At 72.7% G+C, this 17,196-nt stretch carries 16 protein-coding genes; 6 read left to right on the top strand and 10 right to left on the bottom strand.

Annotated features, from left to right (window positions below; genetic code table 11):
• Positions 1 to 18: 18 nt before the first annotated feature.
• From J7E88_RS03075 to J7E88_RS03040, 8 genes are all read right to left on the bottom strand, one after another.
• Entirely contained in the window at positions 19 to 405 is a 387-nt protein-coding gene (locus tag J7E88_RS03075) for a VOC family protein (RefSeq protein ID WP_215176906.1), read from the bottom strand.
• Positions 406 to 486: 81 nt separating this feature from the next.
• Complete coding sequence (locus tag J7E88_RS03070) at positions 487 to 945, bottom strand: SRPBCC family protein (RefSeq protein WP_215176904.1); 459 nt, start codon at positions 943 to 945, stop codon at positions 487 to 489.
• Between the two features lie 180 nt (positions 946 to 1,125).
• Positions 1,126 to 2,385, bottom strand: a complete 1,260-nt coding sequence (locus J7E88_RS03065; RefSeq protein WP_215176902.1) for an ABC transporter substrate-binding protein — start codon at positions 2,383 to 2,385, stop codon at positions 1,126 to 1,128.
• Positions 2,382 to 3,467 carry a branched-chain amino acid ABC transporter permease gene (locus J7E88_RS03060; protein ID WP_215177440.1) on the bottom strand — a complete coding sequence of 362 codons (1,086 nt, stop codon included), beginning with the start codon at positions 3,465 to 3,467 and terminating at the stop codon, positions 2,382 to 2,384. The genes J7E88_RS03065 and J7E88_RS03060 overlap by 4 nt, the downstream gene beginning before the upstream one ends.
• 658 nt (positions 3,468 to 4,125) lie before the next feature.
• On the bottom strand, positions 4,126 to 5,016 hold the full coding sequence (locus J7E88_RS03055; protein WP_005309543.1) for a branched-chain amino acid ABC transporter permease: 891 nt from the start codon (positions 5,014 to 5,016) through the stop codon (positions 4,126 to 4,128).
• On the bottom strand, positions 5,013 to 5,801 hold the full coding sequence (locus tag J7E88_RS03050) for an ABC transporter ATP-binding protein (RefSeq protein ID WP_215176900.1): 789 nt from the start codon (positions 5,799 to 5,801) through the stop codon (positions 5,013 to 5,015). The genes J7E88_RS03055 and J7E88_RS03050 overlap by 4 nt, the downstream gene beginning before the upstream one ends.
• Positions 5,798 to 6,598, bottom strand: coding sequence for an ABC transporter ATP-binding protein (locus J7E88_RS03045; RefSeq protein WP_215176899.1), 801 nt, complete (start codon positions 6,596 to 6,598; stop codon positions 5,798 to 5,800). The genes J7E88_RS03050 and J7E88_RS03045 overlap by 4 nt, the downstream gene beginning before the upstream one ends.
• A gap of 597 nt (positions 6,599 to 7,195) precedes the next feature.
• Positions 7,196 to 8,329, bottom strand: coding sequence for a glycerate kinase (locus tag J7E88_RS03040; RefSeq protein ID WP_215176898.1), 1,134 nt, complete (start codon positions 8,327 to 8,329; stop codon positions 7,196 to 7,198).
• 176 nt (positions 8,330 to 8,505) lie between these two features.
• On the opposite strand from J7E88_RS03040, the gene J7E88_RS03035 reads away from it, so the two are divergent.
• The 4 genes from J7E88_RS03035 (at position 8,506) to J7E88_RS03020 (ending at position 12,527) form a co-directional block, all read left to right on the top strand.
• Positions 8,506 to 9,003, top strand: coding sequence for an NUDIX hydrolase (locus tag J7E88_RS03035; protein ID WP_215176897.1), 498 nt, complete (start codon positions 8,506 to 8,508; stop codon positions 9,001 to 9,003).
• 151 nt (positions 9,004 to 9,154) lie between these two features.
• Positions 9,155 to 10,399, top strand: coding sequence for a hypothetical protein (locus tag J7E88_RS03030; protein ID WP_215176896.1), 1,245 nt, complete (start codon positions 9,155 to 9,157; stop codon positions 10,397 to 10,399).
• Positions 10,400 to 10,556: 157 nt separating this feature from the next.
• Positions 10,557 to 11,714 carry a hypothetical protein gene (locus tag J7E88_RS03025; protein WP_215176895.1) on the top strand — a complete coding sequence of 386 codons (1,158 nt, stop codon included), beginning with the start codon at positions 10,557 to 10,559 and terminating at the stop codon, positions 11,712 to 11,714.
• A 66-nt stretch (positions 11,715 to 11,780) separates the two neighbouring features.
• A complete protein-coding gene (locus J7E88_RS03020; protein WP_215176894.1) occupies positions 11,781 to 12,527 on the top strand; it encodes a Sir2 family NAD-dependent protein deacetylase in 747 nt (248 codons plus the stop codon).
• Between the two features lie 30 nt (positions 12,528 to 12,557).
• Here the strand turns inward: J7E88_RS03020 and J7E88_RS03015 are convergent, their stop codons facing one another.
• Both J7E88_RS03015 and J7E88_RS03010 read right to left on the bottom strand, forming a co-directional pair.
• Positions 12,558 to 13,052, bottom strand: a complete 495-nt coding sequence (locus J7E88_RS03015; protein WP_215176889.1) for a methylated-DNA--[protein]-cysteine S-methyltransferase — start codon at positions 13,050 to 13,052, stop codon at positions 12,558 to 12,560.
• A gap of 13 nt (positions 13,053 to 13,065) precedes the next feature.
• Complete coding sequence (locus tag J7E88_RS03010; protein WP_215176888.1) at positions 13,066 to 14,541, bottom strand: AlkA N-terminal domain-containing protein; 1,476 nt, start codon at positions 14,539 to 14,541, stop codon at positions 13,066 to 13,068.
• A gap of 262 nt (positions 14,542 to 14,803) precedes the next feature.
• Between J7E88_RS03010 and J7E88_RS03005 the strand changes: the two genes are divergently transcribed.
• Together J7E88_RS03005 and J7E88_RS03000 are read left to right on the top strand one after the other, a co-directional pair.
• Complete coding sequence (locus tag J7E88_RS03005; protein ID WP_215176887.1) at positions 14,804 to 15,955, top strand: hypothetical protein; 1,152 nt, start codon at positions 14,804 to 14,806, stop codon at positions 15,953 to 15,955.
• Between the two features lie 218 nt (positions 15,956 to 16,173).
• Positions 16,174 to 17,193, top strand: coding sequence for a zinc-dependent alcohol dehydrogenase family protein (locus J7E88_RS03000; RefSeq protein ID WP_215176886.1), 1,020 nt, complete (start codon positions 16,174 to 16,176; stop codon positions 17,191 to 17,193).
• Positions 17,194 to 17,196 lie beyond the last annotated feature (3 nt).

Here is a 17,196-nt window from a genome sequence, read left to right as displayed (position 1 = left end):
CACGGCGCTGCGCCCCCCTTACGGGCGATAGCGCAGCGGATGGTCCTCGGGCACCTCGACCACCGCGATGCGCACTCCGTCCGGGTCCGCGATCCACATCTCGACCAAGCCCCACGGCTCCGTCCGCGGCGCCCGCAGCACCTCTACGCCCCGTTCCCGCAGCTCGTCGTGGGCGGCCCGCACGTCGGGCACCTGCAGCCACAGCCGCACCGCCGGCGAGGGCGGGGTGTCGGAGCGGCCCGAGAGTTCGAGGAACCCGCCGCCGAGGAAGTACACCGTTCCCCGCTCGGTGCCGGTCCCGAATTCACGGTAGACCGCCTGCCCCAGAGCGCGGCCGTAGAAGTCGCGCGAGCGCTGCGGATCGGTGGGGCTCAGCAGAATCCTGCTGCCAAGTACATGCACCATGCGGCAGAGCGTACGGGCCGGGGCGGCGGTCGCGGCGGCGCCCACTCGCTGCCACTGCGACGACGAGGGCCCCGGGACGGGTCATCCGGGCTTGATGCGACCGCGCCAGCCTCCGCTCTCGCCGCCCTGGTGCTCGATGTACTCCTTGAAACGTCGCATGTCGCCCTTGACGCGCCGGTCGATCATCCCGGTCATGTCAGCGGTCTTGTCGGCCATACCCCCGGGCTCGACGTCCATCACGAGTTCCACCCGAGTGTGCGTGTCGTCCAGGCGCTGGAAGCTCACCATGCCCTTCTGCTTGGTGTCGCCGCTGATGGTGCGCCAAGCGATGCGCTCGTCGGGGAGCTGGTCGACGATCTCGGTGTCGAACTCCCGCTTCACTCCCCCGATCTTGGTGGTCCAGTGGTTGTGGCGGTCGTCGACCTGGGTGACCGCCTCCACGCCTTCCATGAAGTTCGGGAACTCCTCGAACATCGTCCACTGGTTGTAGGCGGTGTGGACGGGGACCTCGACCTCGACGGTCTCCTTCACCGTGCTCATGCTGCGCCTCCTCCTGGATCTGCCCGCAGGGGCAGGGACTGCCGCGCGGGCCGCGTACGTGGCGCGGGTACCCCGTGACCGCCTTCCTACAACCGTGCGGGTCGGGCGTTGGCCGCCGAAACACACCCCGCCCCCTGGCGACGTGCGCCAGGGGGCGGGGCGGGGCGGGGGCGAGAGAGGTCAGCCCGCCGAGGGCTTGTAGGACTTCGCCGCTGCCGCGGCCGTCGCCGGGCGGACCACCTTCAGTCCGCCGGGGACGCTCTTGTCCGGCTTCATGATCAGGCTCTCGCGAGTGGACGGCGCCACCGGGTCCGAAAGGTCGTGGGTGATGCCGAAGTCGCTCCGGTACGCCTTGAGCGTCAGCAGCGCCTTGTCGACGCCCTCGCGGGTCAGGTCCTTCTCCGCGCAGGCCTTCTTCAGCGCCTCCCCGAAGACCGTGACCGCCGTGTATCCGGCGACCACGCCGTTGTCGAGCCCGTCCTTCGGGTACGCGGCCGCGTAGTCCTTGGCCAGCTTCGACGGGCCCGGATCGGGCGCGCCGATCGGGAGCGTGGAGGCCGCGATGTAGAAGTCCTTGGTGAGCGCCGGCCCAGCCGGCGTCGCGAGCAGCTGCGGCGCGAACGCGGAGTTGTTGCCGACGATCGGCACATTGAAGCCACCCGCCGCCGCCACACCGGACAAGGACGCCGCCTGCCGTGGACCCGCGCTGAGCAGGATCGCCTTGACGCCTGCCTTCTTCAGGGCCGCGACCTGCGCCGACATGTCGTTGTCGGTCGGCTTGATCTTCTGCTCGACGACCGTGAGCCCCGCCTCCTCGGCCGCGTACCTGGAGCCGGCGAGCGCGTTCTCGCCGTAGTCGCCTTCGAAGAAGACGTGACCGATCTTGTCGCCCTTGCTGATGCGCTTCTCGGCCAGGAGATAGTCGACGGCGTTGATCGTCTCGATGTCGTACGTCGCGCCCAGGACCCGTACGTACGGGCTGCCCAGCAGGCTGGCGGACCACGCCTGGGGCAGCACGAGCCCCTTGTCCTGGCCGTGGACGCGCTCCTTGACGGCCGCGACGAACGGCGAGCCGATGAACTGCGCGAAGCCGAGCACCTTGGGTTCGAGTTCGGTGTAGCCGGCGACGGCCTTCTGCGGGTCGTAGCCGTGGTCGCGCACGGTCAGCTCGATCTGCCGGCCGCAGATGCCGCCGGCCGCGTTGGTCTGCTTCGCCCACAGCTGCTGGGCCTGGGTGACGCTCTTGCCCAGGGAGGCGTAGACGCCCGTCATGTCGGTGAGCGCGCCGAGCGTGATCGTCTTGTCGGTGACGCCCTCACCGCTCTTCACTCCCCCGGCGCCCTTGGTGTCGCCGTCGCCGCTCGTGGCCTTGCTGCTGCAGCCGGCCGTCACCGTCAGCGCCAGGACGGCGAGGACCGCCGCGTACGTTCTTGACTTCATTTCTTCTCCCGAGGGGACGGAACGAGGCGGGTGAGTCCGCCGGGCAGGAACAGCACGACCGCGACGACAGCCGCGCCGTACAGATAGCGGGAGGCCTCTCCCGGGGAGACGCCGCCGGTGCCCGGTGCGGAGACCAGGGGCAGGGCGTCGCTCCAGCGGGTGAGGACCTGGGGCAGCAGCGAGACGAAGACCGCGCCGGCGACGGCTCCCGCGACCGTGCCGAGACCGCCGATGACGATCATGGCCAGGTACTCGAGGGAAAGGATCATGCCGAAGTACTCGGGCACGGTCCGCTGGAAGACCAGGGCCAGCAGGACGCCGGCGAGCCCTGCGTACATCGAGGACAGGACGAAGACGGCGGCGCGGTAGCGGGCGACCGGCACCCCCATCACCCCGGCGGCGATGCGGTGGTCCCGCAGGGCGTTCATCGCCCGGCCAGGACGGCCACGGAGGACTCCGCGCGCAAAGAGACCACAGAGGAGGAGGGCGACGAGCGCGGCGTACCAGAGCTTCTCCATGGACTGGAACGGGACGGCTGCGACGAGGAGCTCGCTGTCGTCGAAGTCGAATCCGAAGAGGGAGAGCGAGGGCACGGACCGGCCGTTGAAACCTCCGGTCAGGTCACGGGCGTTGAACAGCACATGCTGGCCGACGAAGATCAGCGCGAGCGTGGCGATGCCCAGGTACGCGCCGCGCAGCCGGCCGGCGATGGGGCTGAACAGTCCACCCGCCAGCCCTGCGAGGAGTACGGCGAGCACCGCGGCGAGCCCTGTCGGCAGGCCGAAACCGGTGAGCTCGTGGCCGCTCTCCACGTCGTTGCCGCCGGCCAGGATGCAGTAGCCGTACGCGCCGACGGCGAGGAAGAAGGCGTGGCCCATGGAGAGCTGACCCGTGGCACCGGTGAGCAGGTTGATGCCGATGGCGCCGATGGCGGCGGCCATGGCGAAGAGTCCGGCCTGGAGCCAGAAGCGGTCGAGGTAGAAGGGCAGCGCGAGGAGAAGGAGCGAGAGGGCGGCCCAGACGTACGCGCGGGGGCGGCGCCATGCAGGCCGGGTGCCGGTTGTGAGGGACCTGGCCCGCAAGGCCGCAGCCGACGTGGCCACGGGGGATGTGGGTGACCCGGACGGTGCGCCCGCCGATGGCTCGGCGGGGGCCCGCTCCGCCGTGGGCGTCTCTTTCTGGGGAGGCACCGCGGAGCCGGCCGCGGGTGGTCCGGAGGCCTCGGTGTCGGCCGCCTGACCGGTGCGCGCGCCGGGCACCGGCGCGGCTCCGGCCGCCGTCGGCGCCGCCGCGGGTGTCGCGGGTGCCGCGGGTGCCGCGGGTGCCGCGGACGCGGCGGACCCGGAGGACCCGGAGGACCCGGAGGACCCGGCAGTCTCGGCGGACCCGGAGGACGTGCCAGTGGCGTCTGCGGACGGCCGGGAGCCTTCGGAGTCGGCCGCCCGGTCGGTACGTGCGCCGGGGAGGAGTTCGGGCTCGGCCGGCGCGTGCTCGGACGTCCCCTGCTCGGACGTCCCCTGCTCGGACGTCCCGTGCTCGGACGTCCCGTGCTCGGACGTCGCGGCTAGGGCAGGCGCGTGCTCGGGCGTCGTCGGCGCAGCCGACCCGGCGGGCTCTTCTCCGGCGACGTGAGCGTCAGGGGCCGGCGCAGGCGCGGCCGATGGGGTGATGTCGCCGCTGCCGGTCTCCGGCGGGGGTGGCGTGGCCCCGGCCGTCGTGGCCGGGCCCGGGCGGTTGGCGTCAGACACGGGCGAGCTCCTTCGTGCCGAAGAGTCCGGCGGGCCGCGCCAACAGCACGAGCAGCATCACCAGATACGGGGCGAGATCGCCGATCCCCCCGCCCAGGAAGGTCAGTTCGCTCTGGTAGCCCGTCGCGAACGACTCCGTGACCCCGACGATCAGGCCGCCTGCCAGCGCACCCGTGGTCGAGTCAAGACCGCCGAGGATCGCGGCGGGGAACGCCTTGAGGGCGGCGAGCGACGTGGCCCGTTCCAGGCCGGGCGTCGGGAAGACGGTCAGGAAGAGCGCCGCGACCGCGGCGAGCGCGCCGGCGACCGCCCATGCCGACATGGACACCCGGCCCAGGCGTACGCCCATCAGCGCGGCCGTCTGCGGGTTCTCGGCCGCCGCTCGCATCGCCACACCCCAGGAGGTGTAGCGGAAGGCGAGCAGGAACGCCGTGATGAGCAGTGCCGCCGCGACGAACGCCGCGATCCGGGTCTGCGCGATCGTGATCTCGCCGAGGTTCACCACCCGGTCGCCCCAGGGGTCGCCGAGTGCCATCACGTCGGTGCCGATCAGGCGGGTGAGCTCCGTCGTCAGGAGAATGTCGACGCCGATGGTGACGATGGCGAGGACGCTGTGGTCGGAGCCCCGGTAGCGGCGCATGACCAGGAAGTCGACGGCCGAGCCGACGACCGCGGCGCCCGCGATGCCGACGGCCAGCGCCGGCCAGAAGCCGAGGTCGTCATGGAGGACGGCGGTGATGTAGCCGCCTGCGAGGAGGAGCGAGGCGTGGGCGAAGTTGACCACCTCTGTCGCCTTGAAGATGACGACGAAGCCGAGGGCGATCAGCGCGTAGACGGAGCCGATGGACAGCCCGCCGAGGAGGAGTTCGGTGAACGTGGTCATGACGTGGCCTCCGTACCGAGGTACGCCTGCACGACGGCCGGATCAGCCTGTACCTGGGCGGGCGTGCCGCCCGCGATACGGCGTCCGAAGTCGAGTACGGTCACGGCGTCCGCGAGCCGCATCACCACCCCCATGTCATGTTCCACGAGCACGATCGATATGCCGAGGCTGTCGCGTACGCCCGCGACGACAGCGGCGGTCTGCCGCCGTTCGTCGGCGGTCATGCCCGCGACGGGCTCGTCGAGGAGCAGGATCCGCGGTTCCATGCACAGAGCGCGGGCCAGTTCCACGAGTTTCTGCTTTCCGTAAGGGAGTTCACCGGCGGGCCGGTCGAGGTCGTCCGCGAGACCGACGAACGCGGCGATCTCCGCGACACGTTCGCGGTGCCGGCGTTCCTCGCGCGCCGCCGACGGCAGCCGCAGTCCCGCCGCCACGAAGCCGGTACGGGTGAGCCGGTGCCGGCCGAGCAGCAGGCTGTCGGCGACCGTCGCATGGGGCGGAAGCGCGAGATTCTGGAAGGTGCGGGCGACGCCGAGGGCCGCGATGCGGTGCGGCGGGAGCCCGGTGAGCTCGTCGTCGCCGAAGCGGACGCTGCCCTCCGTCGCCCTGTAGACGCCCGAGAGCACGTTGAACGTGGTGGACTTGCCGGCCCCGTTCGGCCCGATGACGGCATGCACACTGCCCGGCTCGACGGTGAAGGACACCCCGTCGAGAGCCGTGAGCCCGGCGAAACGGACGGTCACGTCCTCGACGACGAGGGGCGCGTTGCCCGTGGTCACGTTCATGCGGACCACCTCTCCAGCGCCGGCGCGGTGTGCTGCGCCTGTGCCGCGTCCTGCGCGGCGGTCTCGTCGACGACTCCGAGGTAACGGCGCCGGACCTCGTCGGAGGCCGCGAGTTCGTCCGCGGGGCCTTCGAGGGCGACCTCGCCGACGTCCAGGACGTACGCGGTGGAGGCCAGGCGCAGGGCGATCGCCGCGTTCTGCTCGACGAGCAGCACCGGAGTGCCGGCGGCGTTGATCTCCTTGATCGTCTCGGCGATCCGCGCCGCCATGAGCGGGGCGAGGCCCAGCGAGGGTTCGTCGAGGAGAAGCAGACGGGGCCGGGCCATCAGCGCCCGCCCCATGGCGAGCATCTGCTGTTCGCCGCCGGACAGCAGACCGGCCTTCTGGTGGGCGCGGTCGGCCAGCACGGGGAACAGCTCGTGCACGCGGGCGAGCGCGGCGGCGGACTCGCGCCGTCCGCGCACTCCGAGCGTGCCGGCACGCAGATTGTCCGCCACGGTCATCCGTGCGAAGACCTGGCGGCCCTCGGGCACCTGGACGACTCCGGCCGCCACGACGCGAGCGGCGCTGAGGCCGTTCAGCGGGCGCCCTTCGAAACTGATGCTTCCGGCGGTGACGTGCCCACGCTGAAACGGCAGTGTGCGTGACACCGCTCGCAGCAGGGTGGACTTGCCTGCGCCGTTGCCGCCGAGCACGGCGACGACGGCGCCCTCGGGCACGTCGACGGAGACGTCCCGCAACGCCCGTACGGGCCCGTACCCCACGGACAGCGCCCGCACCTCCAGCGCGGCGGCCATACGCAACCCCTTGTCCGGCTCGCCAGCGGTCGGCTCGCCTGTTGGGGGCCAACATCAGCACCGGAGGGGGTACCGGGTCCACGGCCGGAGCGCTGCTCGCTGCGCCTGACCAGCACCGGAAGGGCCGCGTTGTGCACGCGCACAGCGGGGTGTCCGGCGGGCCCGGACACCGGCCTCGTGGCGGGCCGGGTGCGGTGACGCGGGCGCGGGCCGCCCCGTGCCGGCACCGCGCCGGGGCGCGGTGCCGGGTCGGCCGGGCGCGGGCCTGTCGAGTCGGTCGGGCCCCGGGCCGGTCGAGTCGGCCGGACCGGATGGGATGGACGGGGCCGTCGAGCCACCGGGCCGGGCGGACCGGGACCGGACCAGGCCGTCGAGCCACCCGGCCGGACGGGACGGACGGGGGGACGACGAGCCACCAGGTCGAACCAGGCCGAGCGAGGCACACCCCTGCGACGGACTCCGCCGTACGTTCCAGGCGGGCCCGCCTGAACCATGTCGGCGGATCCGGCCGGAAACCGACGCCGCCCCGGCGGGCAGGGCCCGCCGGGGCGGCGTCGTGGCACACAGGGCGGGCAGCGCCCGCCATTCACTTGACCGCTACGTCAGGAAGTCCGCCGCGATCGACTCCGCCGCCCGCTCCAGCAGCGGGCCCGCCTCCGCCATGCACTTCGCCGAGTCGGGCTCCAGGGCCGTCAAGGCGTACGCGCGGCGGATGCCGGCACGGCCGAGGGCCTCCGGGGGCAGTGCCAGGCGGCCGCAGACCGCCACGACCTCGATGCCCTGGGCGCGGGCGGCCGCCGCGACACCGGCAGGGGCCTTGCCGTGCAGGGTCTGCTCGTCCAGGGAGCCCTCCCCGGTGACGACGAGCGTCGCCCGCTCCAGGGCGGGCGCGAAGCCCAGCACGTCGAGCATCACCTCGATGCCCGGCCGGAAGCGGGCGCGGAGCGCGACCAGCGCGCCGTAGCCGATGCCGCCCGCCGCGCCCGCGCCGGGCGCTTCCGCCAGGTCGGAGCCGAGGACGGAGGCGTAGTGGGCGAGCGCCTTGTCGAGGGCGGCCACCTCCTGCGGCGTCGCGCCCTTCTGCGGGCCGTAGACCGCCGGCGCGCCCTTGGGCCCGGTCAGCGGGTTGTCGACGTCGCTGGCGAGGATCAGGTCGACGTCCTGGAATCGGGGGTCGATGCCGGACAGGTCGGCGGTCACGAGCGAGTCGAGGCCGCCGCCCCCTGGCGGCACGGGCTTGCCGTCAGCGTCGAGGAAGCGGGCGCCGAGCGCGGCCAGCATCCCTGCTCCGCCGTCCGTGGTCGCGCTGCCGCCGACTCCGAAGACGATGGTGCGCGCGCCCGCGTCGAGCGCGGCGCGCAGCAGCTCGCCGGAGCCGTACGTCGTGGCCGTCAGCGGCGCGAAGACGCCGGACGGGAGGTGTTGCAGCCCGGAGGCCTCGGCCATCTCCACGACCGCCGTGGCATCCCGCAGGGCGTACGCCGCGGTCACGGGGTCACCGAGCGGCCCGGTCACCCGCACTTCACGGCGCTCGAACCCCGCCGCCACCGCCGCTGCGACCGTGCCGTCGCCGCCGTCGGCGACGGGCAGGGTGTCGACCTCCAGGTCCGGGACGATCCGCCGCAGCCCCGCTGTCACCCGCTCGGCGACCTGCACCGCCGTGAGCGAGCCCTTGAACTTGTCAGCTGCGACGAGCACCCGCGCAGGCTGAGAAACTGCTCCGTCCCTCACCGTGTATCCCTTGCTGTCGAACAGGCAGTCGCGCCGTCCCCGACCCTATCCACACCCTCGGACGACCTGCCACCCCGGCATCGGACGGCATCAGGCCACACATGTGGGTGTTTCCTCCATGTCCCGCGCCGTCGCGGCATGCGGCCGGGGGTCGCGGATGACCTACGCTGCCTGGCGTGACGATCTCCGATTACGCCGCCTACATCGCCTCGCTGCCCCGCATCCTGGCCGGAGCCGCCGCACTGTTCCGGGACGCCGAGGGGCGGGTGCTGCTCGTCGAGCCCAACTACCGCAAGGGCTGGGCGCTGCCCGGCGGGACCGTGGAGTCGGACATGGGCGAGACTCCCCGCCAGGCCGCGCGCCGGGAGACGCTGGAGGAGATCGGCCTCGACCTGGAACCGGGTGCGCTGCTCGCGGTGGACTGGGTGCCGGGCGAGGGGCGGCCGCCGATCGCCGCGTACGTGTACGACGGCGGTGTGCTCACCGAGGCCCAGTTCGGGGCGATCGAGCTGGCGGAGGACGAGCTGCTCTCATGGCGGCTGGTGGCGCGCGAGGACCTGCCCCACTATCTGCTCGGTTCCCTGGGCCACCGGGTGGCGGCAGCACTCGACGCGCTGGCGTCCGGGACCGGGACGGTCGAGCTGGAGAACGGTCTGCCGCCCAAGCGCCGCTGATCCCGCCGACCCATCGACACCATGGGCGTTTCGTTCCGTATGCCGGTAACAGGGGTGCAATAGGCGGGCGTTCATGGCGCGTTCTCCGCCGCGCCCCACACCGTGCACGCCCGCCGGGCAGCCTCCGGATCCCCAGGACTCCGGAGGGACCATGTTCACGCACCTGCGCGGCTGGCCGACCGCCCTCTTGGCCGCTCTGGCGCTGACCGTCGCCGGCGCGGCCCCCGCCGCCACCCCGCACGAGATTCCCGCACAACCACAGCGCACGCCCGCCACCGCTCCCCCACCCGCGCGCCCGCTGCCCGCCGCGGCTCCCCGAGTGCCCGCGCGCCCGCTGCCCGCCTCGGTCGACGGCGGGTCCTGGCGTTCCGGCCATCTGCAGGGCATGGCGCTCGACCGCGCCCGGCGCCACCTGTACTTCTCCTTCACCGACCGGCTCGTCAAGACCGATCTGAGCGGCAGGCCGCTCGGCTCGGTCCGGGGCATCGGCGGCCACCTGGGCGACCTCGACCTCAACTCCGCGGACGGCCGCGTCTACGGCTCGCTGGAGTACGGCGAGGACGCCGCGTTCTACATCGCCGTCTTCGACGGCCGGCGCATCTCGCGCATGGACATGGACGCGCGCACCAGCGGCGTCCTGACCACCGTCCACCTAAGAGAGGTCGCCCGCGACTTCACGGCGGACATGGACGGCGACGGCGTTTTCGACGGCAACACGGGCAGGACGGCCGATCACCGCTACGGGAACGCCGGCATCGACGGGGTCGCCTTCGGCCCCGGTTTCGGCGCCGAGCGCGGACCGCAGAAGCTGACCGTCGCCTACGGCGTGTACGCCGACCCCGCGCGGCGCGACAACGACCACCAGGTCCTGCTCCAGTACGACGTACGCGACTGGGAGCGGTACGAACGCCCGCTGGACGAGGCCCGCCCGCACCGCAGCGGACCCGCCGGGCACGACGGCAAGTTCTTCGTGTACACCGGCAACACCACCTACGGCGTGCAGAACCTGGAGTACGACGGACACAGCGGCAACTGGCTGATGGCCGTGTACAAGGGGACCAAGCGCCGGTTCCCCAACTACGGGCTCTTCGCCGTCGACGGCAGCAGGCCGCCCGTCGCGGGCGAGATCCGGGGCCAGCGGCGCCCGGAGCGCGGCATGCTGCTGTCGCTGTTGCCCCAGGGGCTGCGCCACACACCGTCGGGAACGTACGGCTGGCATGCGCCGGGTCAGTTCGGCCTGGTCTCCCTCGACGACGGGCGCTTCTACGTCGGCGAGTCCACGAAGGTCCGCGGTGGCACGGCGACCCAGTCGGGAAGGGCGCTGCTGCACCGCTGGACGGGTCGCACACCGATGCCGTTCACCGCGCTCACCGGTTCCGTTGCTGCGACCGGCTGACGGCCGACCGACGCGGAACCCCAATCACCCTGTGTGGCAGCATCACTGACAGACCATCAGTGAATCTGGGTATGCCGCTTACAGGTGTGCGCGCCGTCCACTTCGGCGCACACGCCTCGCCGGGCACCATCCGGACTTCGAGGACACCGGAGGGATCATGCACAGGCACTCGTACGGCTTCCTGTCGGCCGCCGCGTTCGTGGCCGCCGCGACGATCGGCATCACGAGCCCGGCGGCCGCCGCCGGCCCGCCGCCCAGGGCGATCGAGCCCCCGCTCACGGTGGACGGCGGCGCCTGGCCGTCGGGGCACCTGCAAGGTATGGCGCTGGACCGGAGCAAGGGGTTCATGTACTTCTCGTTCACCAATCTGCTGGTCAAGACGGACCTGCGCGGCAATCCCGTCGGTTCCGTCACCGGGTTCACCGGCCATCTGGGCGACCTGGACTTCAACACGGCGGACGGACGGGTCTACGGATCGCTGGAGTACAAGGCGGCCGAGGCGTTCTACATCGCGATCCTGGACGGCGACCGGATCAACCGGATGAACATGGACGCCGAGACGAGCGGGGTCGTCACCACGGTCCACCTGAGGGAGGTCGTCGAGGACTACACGGCCGACATGAACGGCGACGGCGTCTTCGACGGCAACACGGGCAAGACGCCCGACCACCGCTACGGGTGCAGCGGCATCGACGGGGTGGCGTTCGGCCCGGCGTTCGGCAGGAGGCCCGGACCGCAGAAGCTGACCGTCGCCTATGGCGTGTACGCCAACGCCACTCGCCGGGACAACGACCATCAGGTCCTGCTCCAGTACGACGTGCGCCGGTGGCGCGCGTACGAACGCCCGCTGACCGAATCGGCGCCCCATCGCAGCGGCCCGGCGCGCACGGACGGCAAGTTCTTCGTGTACACCGGCAACACCACCTACGGCGTGCAGAACCTGGAGTACGACGGACACAGCGGCAACTGGCTGATGGCCGCCTACAAGGGCACCAAGCCGGCCTTCCCCAACTATTCGCTGTTCGTCGTCGACGGTGCACGCAGACCCGTGTGGGGTGAGGTCCGCGGCCAGCAGGAGCCCGAGCGCGGGCGGATGCTGCCGCTGCTGCCGGAGGGTCTGCATCACGAGCCCTCGGGCACGTACGGCTGGCAGTCCTCTGGGCAGTACGGCCTGGTCTCGCTCGACGACGGGCGGTTCTATCTGGCCGAGACGTCAAGGGTCCAGGACGGCGACGTGGTGAAGGAGTCGGGCCGGGCGGTGCAGCACCGCTGGACCGGACGGACACCGACACCGTTCGCCAAGGTCACCTCCTAGGCGCTGGGCGGGCCGGCGGCGGTCAATTCGCTCGCCGCCGGCCCGCCGGGCTCGTAGGCTCGCCGTATGACACTCGTCGCGATATTCAGCGGCGCCGGGATCTCCACCGACTCCGGCATCCCCGACTACCGCGGCCCCAAGGGCCTGTGGCGGCGCGATCCGGAGGCCGAGAAGCTCGTCACGTACGACTACTACATGACCGACCCCGACATCCGCCGCCGCTCCTGGATCATGCGGCGCGAGAGCGCGACCTGGCGCGCCGAGCCGAACGCCGCGCACCGCGCCGTCGCCGAGCTCGACCGCCGGCCCGGCGTCGCCGTCCGGGTGATCACGCAGAACGTGGACGGACTGCACCAGCTCGGCGGGATGCCCGACCGCAAGGTGCTCGAACTGCACGGCACCGCGCGCACGGTGACGTGCACACGCTGCCATGTGCGCTCGCCGATGGCCGAGGCGCTGGCCCGGGTGGAGGCGGGCGAGGAGGATCCGGCGTGCCTCGCGTGCGGCGGGATCCTGAAGTCGGCGACCGTGATGTTCGGCCAGCGGCTCGACCCGGAGGTGCTGGGCCAGGCGATGGCGATCGCGAAGGCGTGCGAGGTGTTCGTCGCCGTCGGCACCACGCTGAAGGTGCAGCCCGCGGCGTCCCTCGCCGGGATCGCGGTCGAGCACGGAGCACGGCTGGTGGTGGTCAACGCGGATCCGACGCCGTACGACGAACTGGCCGACGAGATCGTGCGCGAGCCGATCGGCACGGCGCTCCCGCCGCTGCTCGACCGCCTGGCGTCCCAGCCGCCGGAGCACCTGGCCTCCTAGAGGTGTCCGGTGGCCCGGCGCGAAAGACGCCTAGAACAGCGCGTCGTCCGAGCCGCCCTGTTCGAAGGCGAGCAGGCGCTGCTTGCGGTCGAGTCCGCCGCCGTAGCCGACCAGACTGCCGGACGAACCGATCACCCGATGGCACGGGACGATGATGCCGATCGGGTTCTTTCCGTTCGCGAGACCGACCGCGCGGGAAGCGCCCCGGTTGCCGAGGACCTCGGCGAGTTCGCCGTAGGTGCGGGTCTCGCCGTAGGGGATGCGACGCAGCTGGTCCCAGACGCTGCGCTGGAACGGGGTGCCGTCGAGGTGTGTCGGGAGGTCGAACGCGGTGAGTTCGCGGGCGAAGTAGGCCGCCAGCTGCTCGATGGCGGCCGTGAACGGCCTCGCGTCGGGGACACCGAAGGTCTCCTCCCCCGGGCGGTGCCGCTGACCGGTCATGTAGAGCCCGCTGAGGACGCCGTCGGTGGCGACGAGGGTGAGCGGGCCGTAGGGACTGTCGACGACGGTGTGCTGCCTGGTCATGCTGCGGACTTCCTTACGCGGGCAGGTGATTGATGGGGTGATCGTCCGTGGCCCAGAGGTACTGGACGGCGTACGCGCGCCAGGGCCGCCAGGCCGCGGCGTGCGCGGTGAGCGCGGCCGGGGTGGCGGGCAGGCCGAGGCCCGCGGCGGCGCGGCGCATTCCTAGGTCGGTGGGGAGGAAGGCGTCGGGGTCGCCGAGCGCGCGCATGGCGATGACCTCGACGGTCCAGGGGCCGAAGCCGGGCAGTTGGGCGAGCTGCGCGCGGGCCCGGTCCCAGTCGCTGCCGGGTTCGAGCCGCAGGGCGTCGTCGGCGAGCGCGGCGACGAGAGTGGTCAGGGTGGTGCGGCGGCTGCGGGGCAGGGCGAGGGCCTCGGGATCCAGGGCCGCGAGCGCGCCGGGGGTCGGGAAGAGGTGGGTGAGGCCGCCTTCGGGGTCCTCGACAGGCACTCCGTGCGCCGTGACGAGCCGGGCCGCGTGGGTGCGGGCGGCGGCCGTGGAGACCTGCTGTCCGAGCACCGCGCGCACGGCGAACTCGGCCGGATCCACGGTGCGCGGCACACGCCGCCCGGGCGCCTTGCCGACGAGCGGGGCGAGCTCGGGGTCGGCGCGCAGCCGGTCGTCGACGGCGACCGGATCGGCGTCGAGGTCGAGCATCCACCGGCAGCGGCTGATGGCGATGGTGAGATCGCGCAGGTCGGTCAGCGAGAGCCGGCAGGCGATGTGGTCGGGCCGGGGAGTGAGCGCCACGATGCCGTGCCCGTACGGGAGGGAGAGCGTGCGCCGGTAGGCGCCGTCGCGCCACTCCTCGACCCCCGGGACCCCGGTGGCGACGAGGTGGCCGAAGAGGTTGTCGGGGTTCAGCGGGGCGCGGTACGGCAGCCTGAGCGCGATCGCCCCGGGTGTCGCCGCCGCGGCCGTGCGGCTCCTCGACGCACGGGCGCGCAGGTCGCTCGGGGAGAGGGCGAAGACCTCGCGGACGGTGTCGTTGAACGTGCGGATGGAGGAGAAACCGGCGGCGAAGGCGACCTCGGCCATCGGCAGGGAGGTCGTCTCGATGAGCAGCCGCGCGGTCTGGGCGCGCTGGGCGCGGGCGAGGGCGAGCGGTCCGGCCCCCAGCTCGGCGAAGAGCTGGCGCTCGATCTGGCGCGTTGAGTACCCGAGCCGGGCGGCGAGGCCGGGCACGCCCTCGCGGTCGACGACCCCGTCGCCGATGAGCCGCATGGCGCGGGCGACGGCGTCGGCTCGGGCGTTCCAGGCGGGGGAGCCGGGGCTGGTGTCGGGCCGGCAGCGCTTGCAGGCCCGGAAGCCGGCCTGCTGGCACGCGGCGGCGCTCGGGTAGAAGGTCATGTTCTCGGCCTTCGGCGGCACGGCCGGGCAGCTGGGGCGGCAGTAGATCCGCGTGGTCAGGACGGCGGTGAAGAACCACCCGTCGAAACGCGCGTCCTTGGACCGGACGGCGCGTACGCAGCGCTCGGTGTCGGTGTGCATGGACTCAAGCATCAAGCACGCCGAGGACGAGGGCTGGCGGGAATCCGACATCAACGCTCCCCTGCCTGGCTGTCCACGAGTCTCTGGTGAGACACCTGCAGTATCGGAGCGAACGCGCAGGGTCACCGTGCCGGGCAGCCCGTTTCGACCGGTCCGTCGGGGGCACTCCGTGGGCATCCAGTCATTGGTCGTCACGCAGTCACCATGTGCATATCGGCATAACCTGGTGGTATTCGCAATCCACGATTGCCTGGGGGTAATCATGGAACTCGGCTTTCTCAAACCGCTCTTCGCCCGGCCAGGACCATGGGCTTCCGTCTACATCGACACCACGCGCGCGACCGAGGACGCACCGAAGGTGCAGCAGCTCCGTCAGCGTGCCGTGGCCGCACAGCTCATCGACGCGGGCGCCGATGCCTACACCGTCAGGGCGGTGATGGACCGGCTCGCTCACGAACCGGTCTCCGGCGCGCCGCCCGGACGGGCGCTCTTCGCCGCGGGAGCCGAGGTCGTGCTCGACACCCCGCTCTCGGTGTCCCCGCCCGCCGTCGAGGCGACGTGGTCGGTCCTGCCGCACGTCGCGCCGCTCGCCGATCTCCGGGGCGACCGGCCGGCGTGCCTGGTGGCCTACATCGACCGGACGGGCGCCGATCTGGAGCTGCGCGACGGGTTCCGCCGGGAGACCCTCGGCCAGGCGAACGGCAAGGAGTGGCAGGGCCGCGGGCACCGCAGCATTCCCGCGGACCGGTACGAGTGGCACTACCGGAACAAGGTCGAGAACAGTTGGAACGAGACCGCCGACATCATCGCGCGCGAGCTCGCCCGGCGGCTGCCCGAGAGCGACGCCGAGCTGATCGTCCTCACCGGCGATCCCCGGGAGCGGCGGGCCGTGTTCAACCGGCTGCCCGAGCGCGTCCAGGCCGTCACCGTCGAGGCCGAGAACGGCAGCAGGTCCGCGGGCGCGTCCACGAGCGTGCTGGACCGGCAGATTGCGGAGGCATGCGAGAAGTTCGCCCGCGACCGGCTCCAGAACGCTCTCGACCGCTTCCGGGTGGGACGGGGCAGGCCGGGCGAACACCGCGAGTCCTCCGCCGTCGACACCGGCCCCGGCGAGGCCGCCGAAGGAATGCCCGCGGTAGTGGACGCCGTGCGCAAACACCAGGTGGCCACGCTGCTCCTCACACCGGACGCGTCCGACGCGGGGCGCGAGGTGTGGATCGGGCCCGGCGTCGACCAGGTCGCCGTACAGCGCGGCCAGGCGCAGGCGATGGGCGTGGCCAAGCCCGAACGGGCGCGCGCGGACGACGCGCTGCTGCGGTCCGCGGCGGCGTCGGGCGGCGAAGTCCTCATTGTCCCCCAGGGAATGCAGGGTCCGGTGGGCGGACTCGGAGCGGTGCTGCGCTGGAGCATGTGAGCCGATCGAAGGGGCCGTCCCCGGGCCGGGACGGTCCGGAGACGGCCGGGGTGGCGGGCAGGGCCGCGGCCCCGGGTCGGCCGCGCGGCGGCCGGCCGATGTGACGGTCTCGGATGCGCGGGGCCGCGCGACGGCCGCGCGGACGCGCAACGGCGACAGGCGACGCCGACAACCACGGCGCCAACAGCAACAGCCCTAGGCAATCGGGCGGGACGACGATGGTGCCCTCCGCGCCCGGAGTGACGTCGGCCTGGGTGGTCGGGTCCCCGGGTCCCCTCGTGACCGGCCCGCTGCGCCGGGCGGAACGCCCGACACCGGAGCCGGGACCGGACGACGTCCTGTTGCGGGTACGCGCCTGCGGGGTCTGCCGGACGGACCTGCACCTGGCCGAGGGGGACCTGCCGCCGCGCAGGCCCGACTGCACACCGGGCCACGAGGTCGTCGGCGAGGTGGTCGCGGCGGGAGGCGCCGTACGGGAGGTGCGTACAGGCGACCGGATGGGCGTGGCATGGCTGGCAGGGACCTGCGGACGGTGCCGCTACTGCCGGGCCGGGCGGGAGAACCTGTGCCCCGCATCCCGTTACACCGGCTGGGACATCCACGGCGGATTCGCCGACCACCTGCTGGCGGACGCCCGGTTCGCCTACCGCCTGCCGGAAGGGTGGGGCGACGAGGAGGCCGCGCCGCTGCTGTGTGCGGGGATCATCGGCTACCGCGCGCTGCGTCGCGCGGACCTGCCGCCGGGCGGCCGGCTCGGCATCTACGGATTCGGGGCCTCCGCGCATCTGACCGCCCAACTGGCTGTGGCCCGAGGGGCCGTCGTCCACGTGGTCACCAGGTCGCCGGAGGCCCAGCGGCTGGCCCGCGAGCTGGGTGCGGTGTCCGCGGGAGCCGGGCCGCCCCCGGAGCCGCTCGACTCCGCGATCCTGTTCGCCCCGGCCGGCAGCCTGGTGCCGGTGGCGCTGGCCGCACTGGATCGCGGGGGCACGCTCGCCGTCGCCGGGATCCATCTCAGCGCCGTGCCCCCGCTGGACTACGACAGGCACCTGTTCCAGGAACGCACCGTGCGCAGCGTCACCGCCAACACGCGCGAGGACGGCCGTGCCTTCCTGTCCGAGGCGGCGCGGCTGCGGCCCACGGTGCGGGTCACGCGCTACGCCCTGGGCCAGGCCGACCGCGCCCTGGCGGACCTGGCGGCGGGACGGATCACCGGTGTGGGCGTTCTCGTCGCGGAGTGACCG

The sequence above is a fragment of the Streptomyces sp. ISL-10 genome (assembly GCF_018614575.1).
Taxonomy (GTDB): domain Bacteria; phylum Actinomycetota; class Actinomycetes; order Streptomycetales; family Streptomycetaceae; genus Streptomyces.
Note: the sequence above shows the minus strand (reverse complement) of the source record. Positions and strands in the feature narration are given on the sequence as shown.

Bases quoted from the DNA above. Each gene is read 5' to 3' on its own strand.
- J7E88_RS03075 (WP_215176906.1), bottom strand. From the start codon at position 405: ATGGTGCATGTACTTGGCAGCAGGATTCTGCTGAGCCCCACCGATCCG.
- J7E88_RS03070 (WP_215176904.1), bottom strand. From the start codon at position 945: ATGAGCACGGTGAAGGAGACCGTCGAGGTCGAGGTCCCCGTCCACACC.
- J7E88_RS03065 (WP_215176902.1), bottom strand. From the start codon at position 2,385: ATGAAGTCAAGAACGTACGCGGCGGTCCTCGCCGTCCTGGCGCTGACG.
- J7E88_RS03055 (WP_005309543.1), bottom strand. From the start codon at position 5,016: ATGACCACGTTCACCGAACTCCTCCTCGGCGGGCTGTCCATCGGCTCC.
- J7E88_RS03050 (WP_215176900.1), bottom strand. From the start codon at position 5,801: ATGAACGTGACCACGGGCAACGCGCCCCTCGTCGTCGAGGACGTGACC.
- J7E88_RS03045 (WP_215176899.1), bottom strand. From the start codon at position 6,598: ATGGCCGCCGCGCTGGAGGTGCGGGCGCTGTCCGTGGGGTACGGGCCC.
- J7E88_RS03030 (WP_215176896.1), top strand. From the start codon at position 9,155: ATGTTCACGCACCTGCGCGGCTGGCCGACCGCCCTCTTGGCCGCTCTG.
- J7E88_RS03025 (WP_215176895.1), top strand. From the start codon at position 10,557: ATGCACAGGCACTCGTACGGCTTCCTGTCGGCCGCCGCGTTCGTGGCC.
- J7E88_RS03020 (WP_215176894.1), top strand. From the start codon at position 11,781: ATGACACTCGTCGCGATATTCAGCGGCGCCGGGATCTCCACCGACTCC.
- J7E88_RS03015 (WP_215176889.1), bottom strand. From the start codon at position 13,052: ATGACCAGGCAGCACACCGTCGTCGACAGTCCCTACGGCCCGCTCACC.
- J7E88_RS03010 (WP_215176888.1), bottom strand. From the start codon at position 14,541: ATGCACACCGACACCGAGCGCTGCGTACGCGCCGTCCGGTCCAAGGAC.
- J7E88_RS03005 (WP_215176887.1), top strand. From the start codon at position 14,804: ATGGAACTCGGCTTTCTCAAACCGCTCTTCGCCCGGCCAGGACCATGG.
- J7E88_RS03000 (WP_215176886.1), top strand. From the start codon at position 16,174: ATGGTGCCCTCCGCGCCCGGAGTGACGTCGGCCTGGGTGGTCGGGTCC.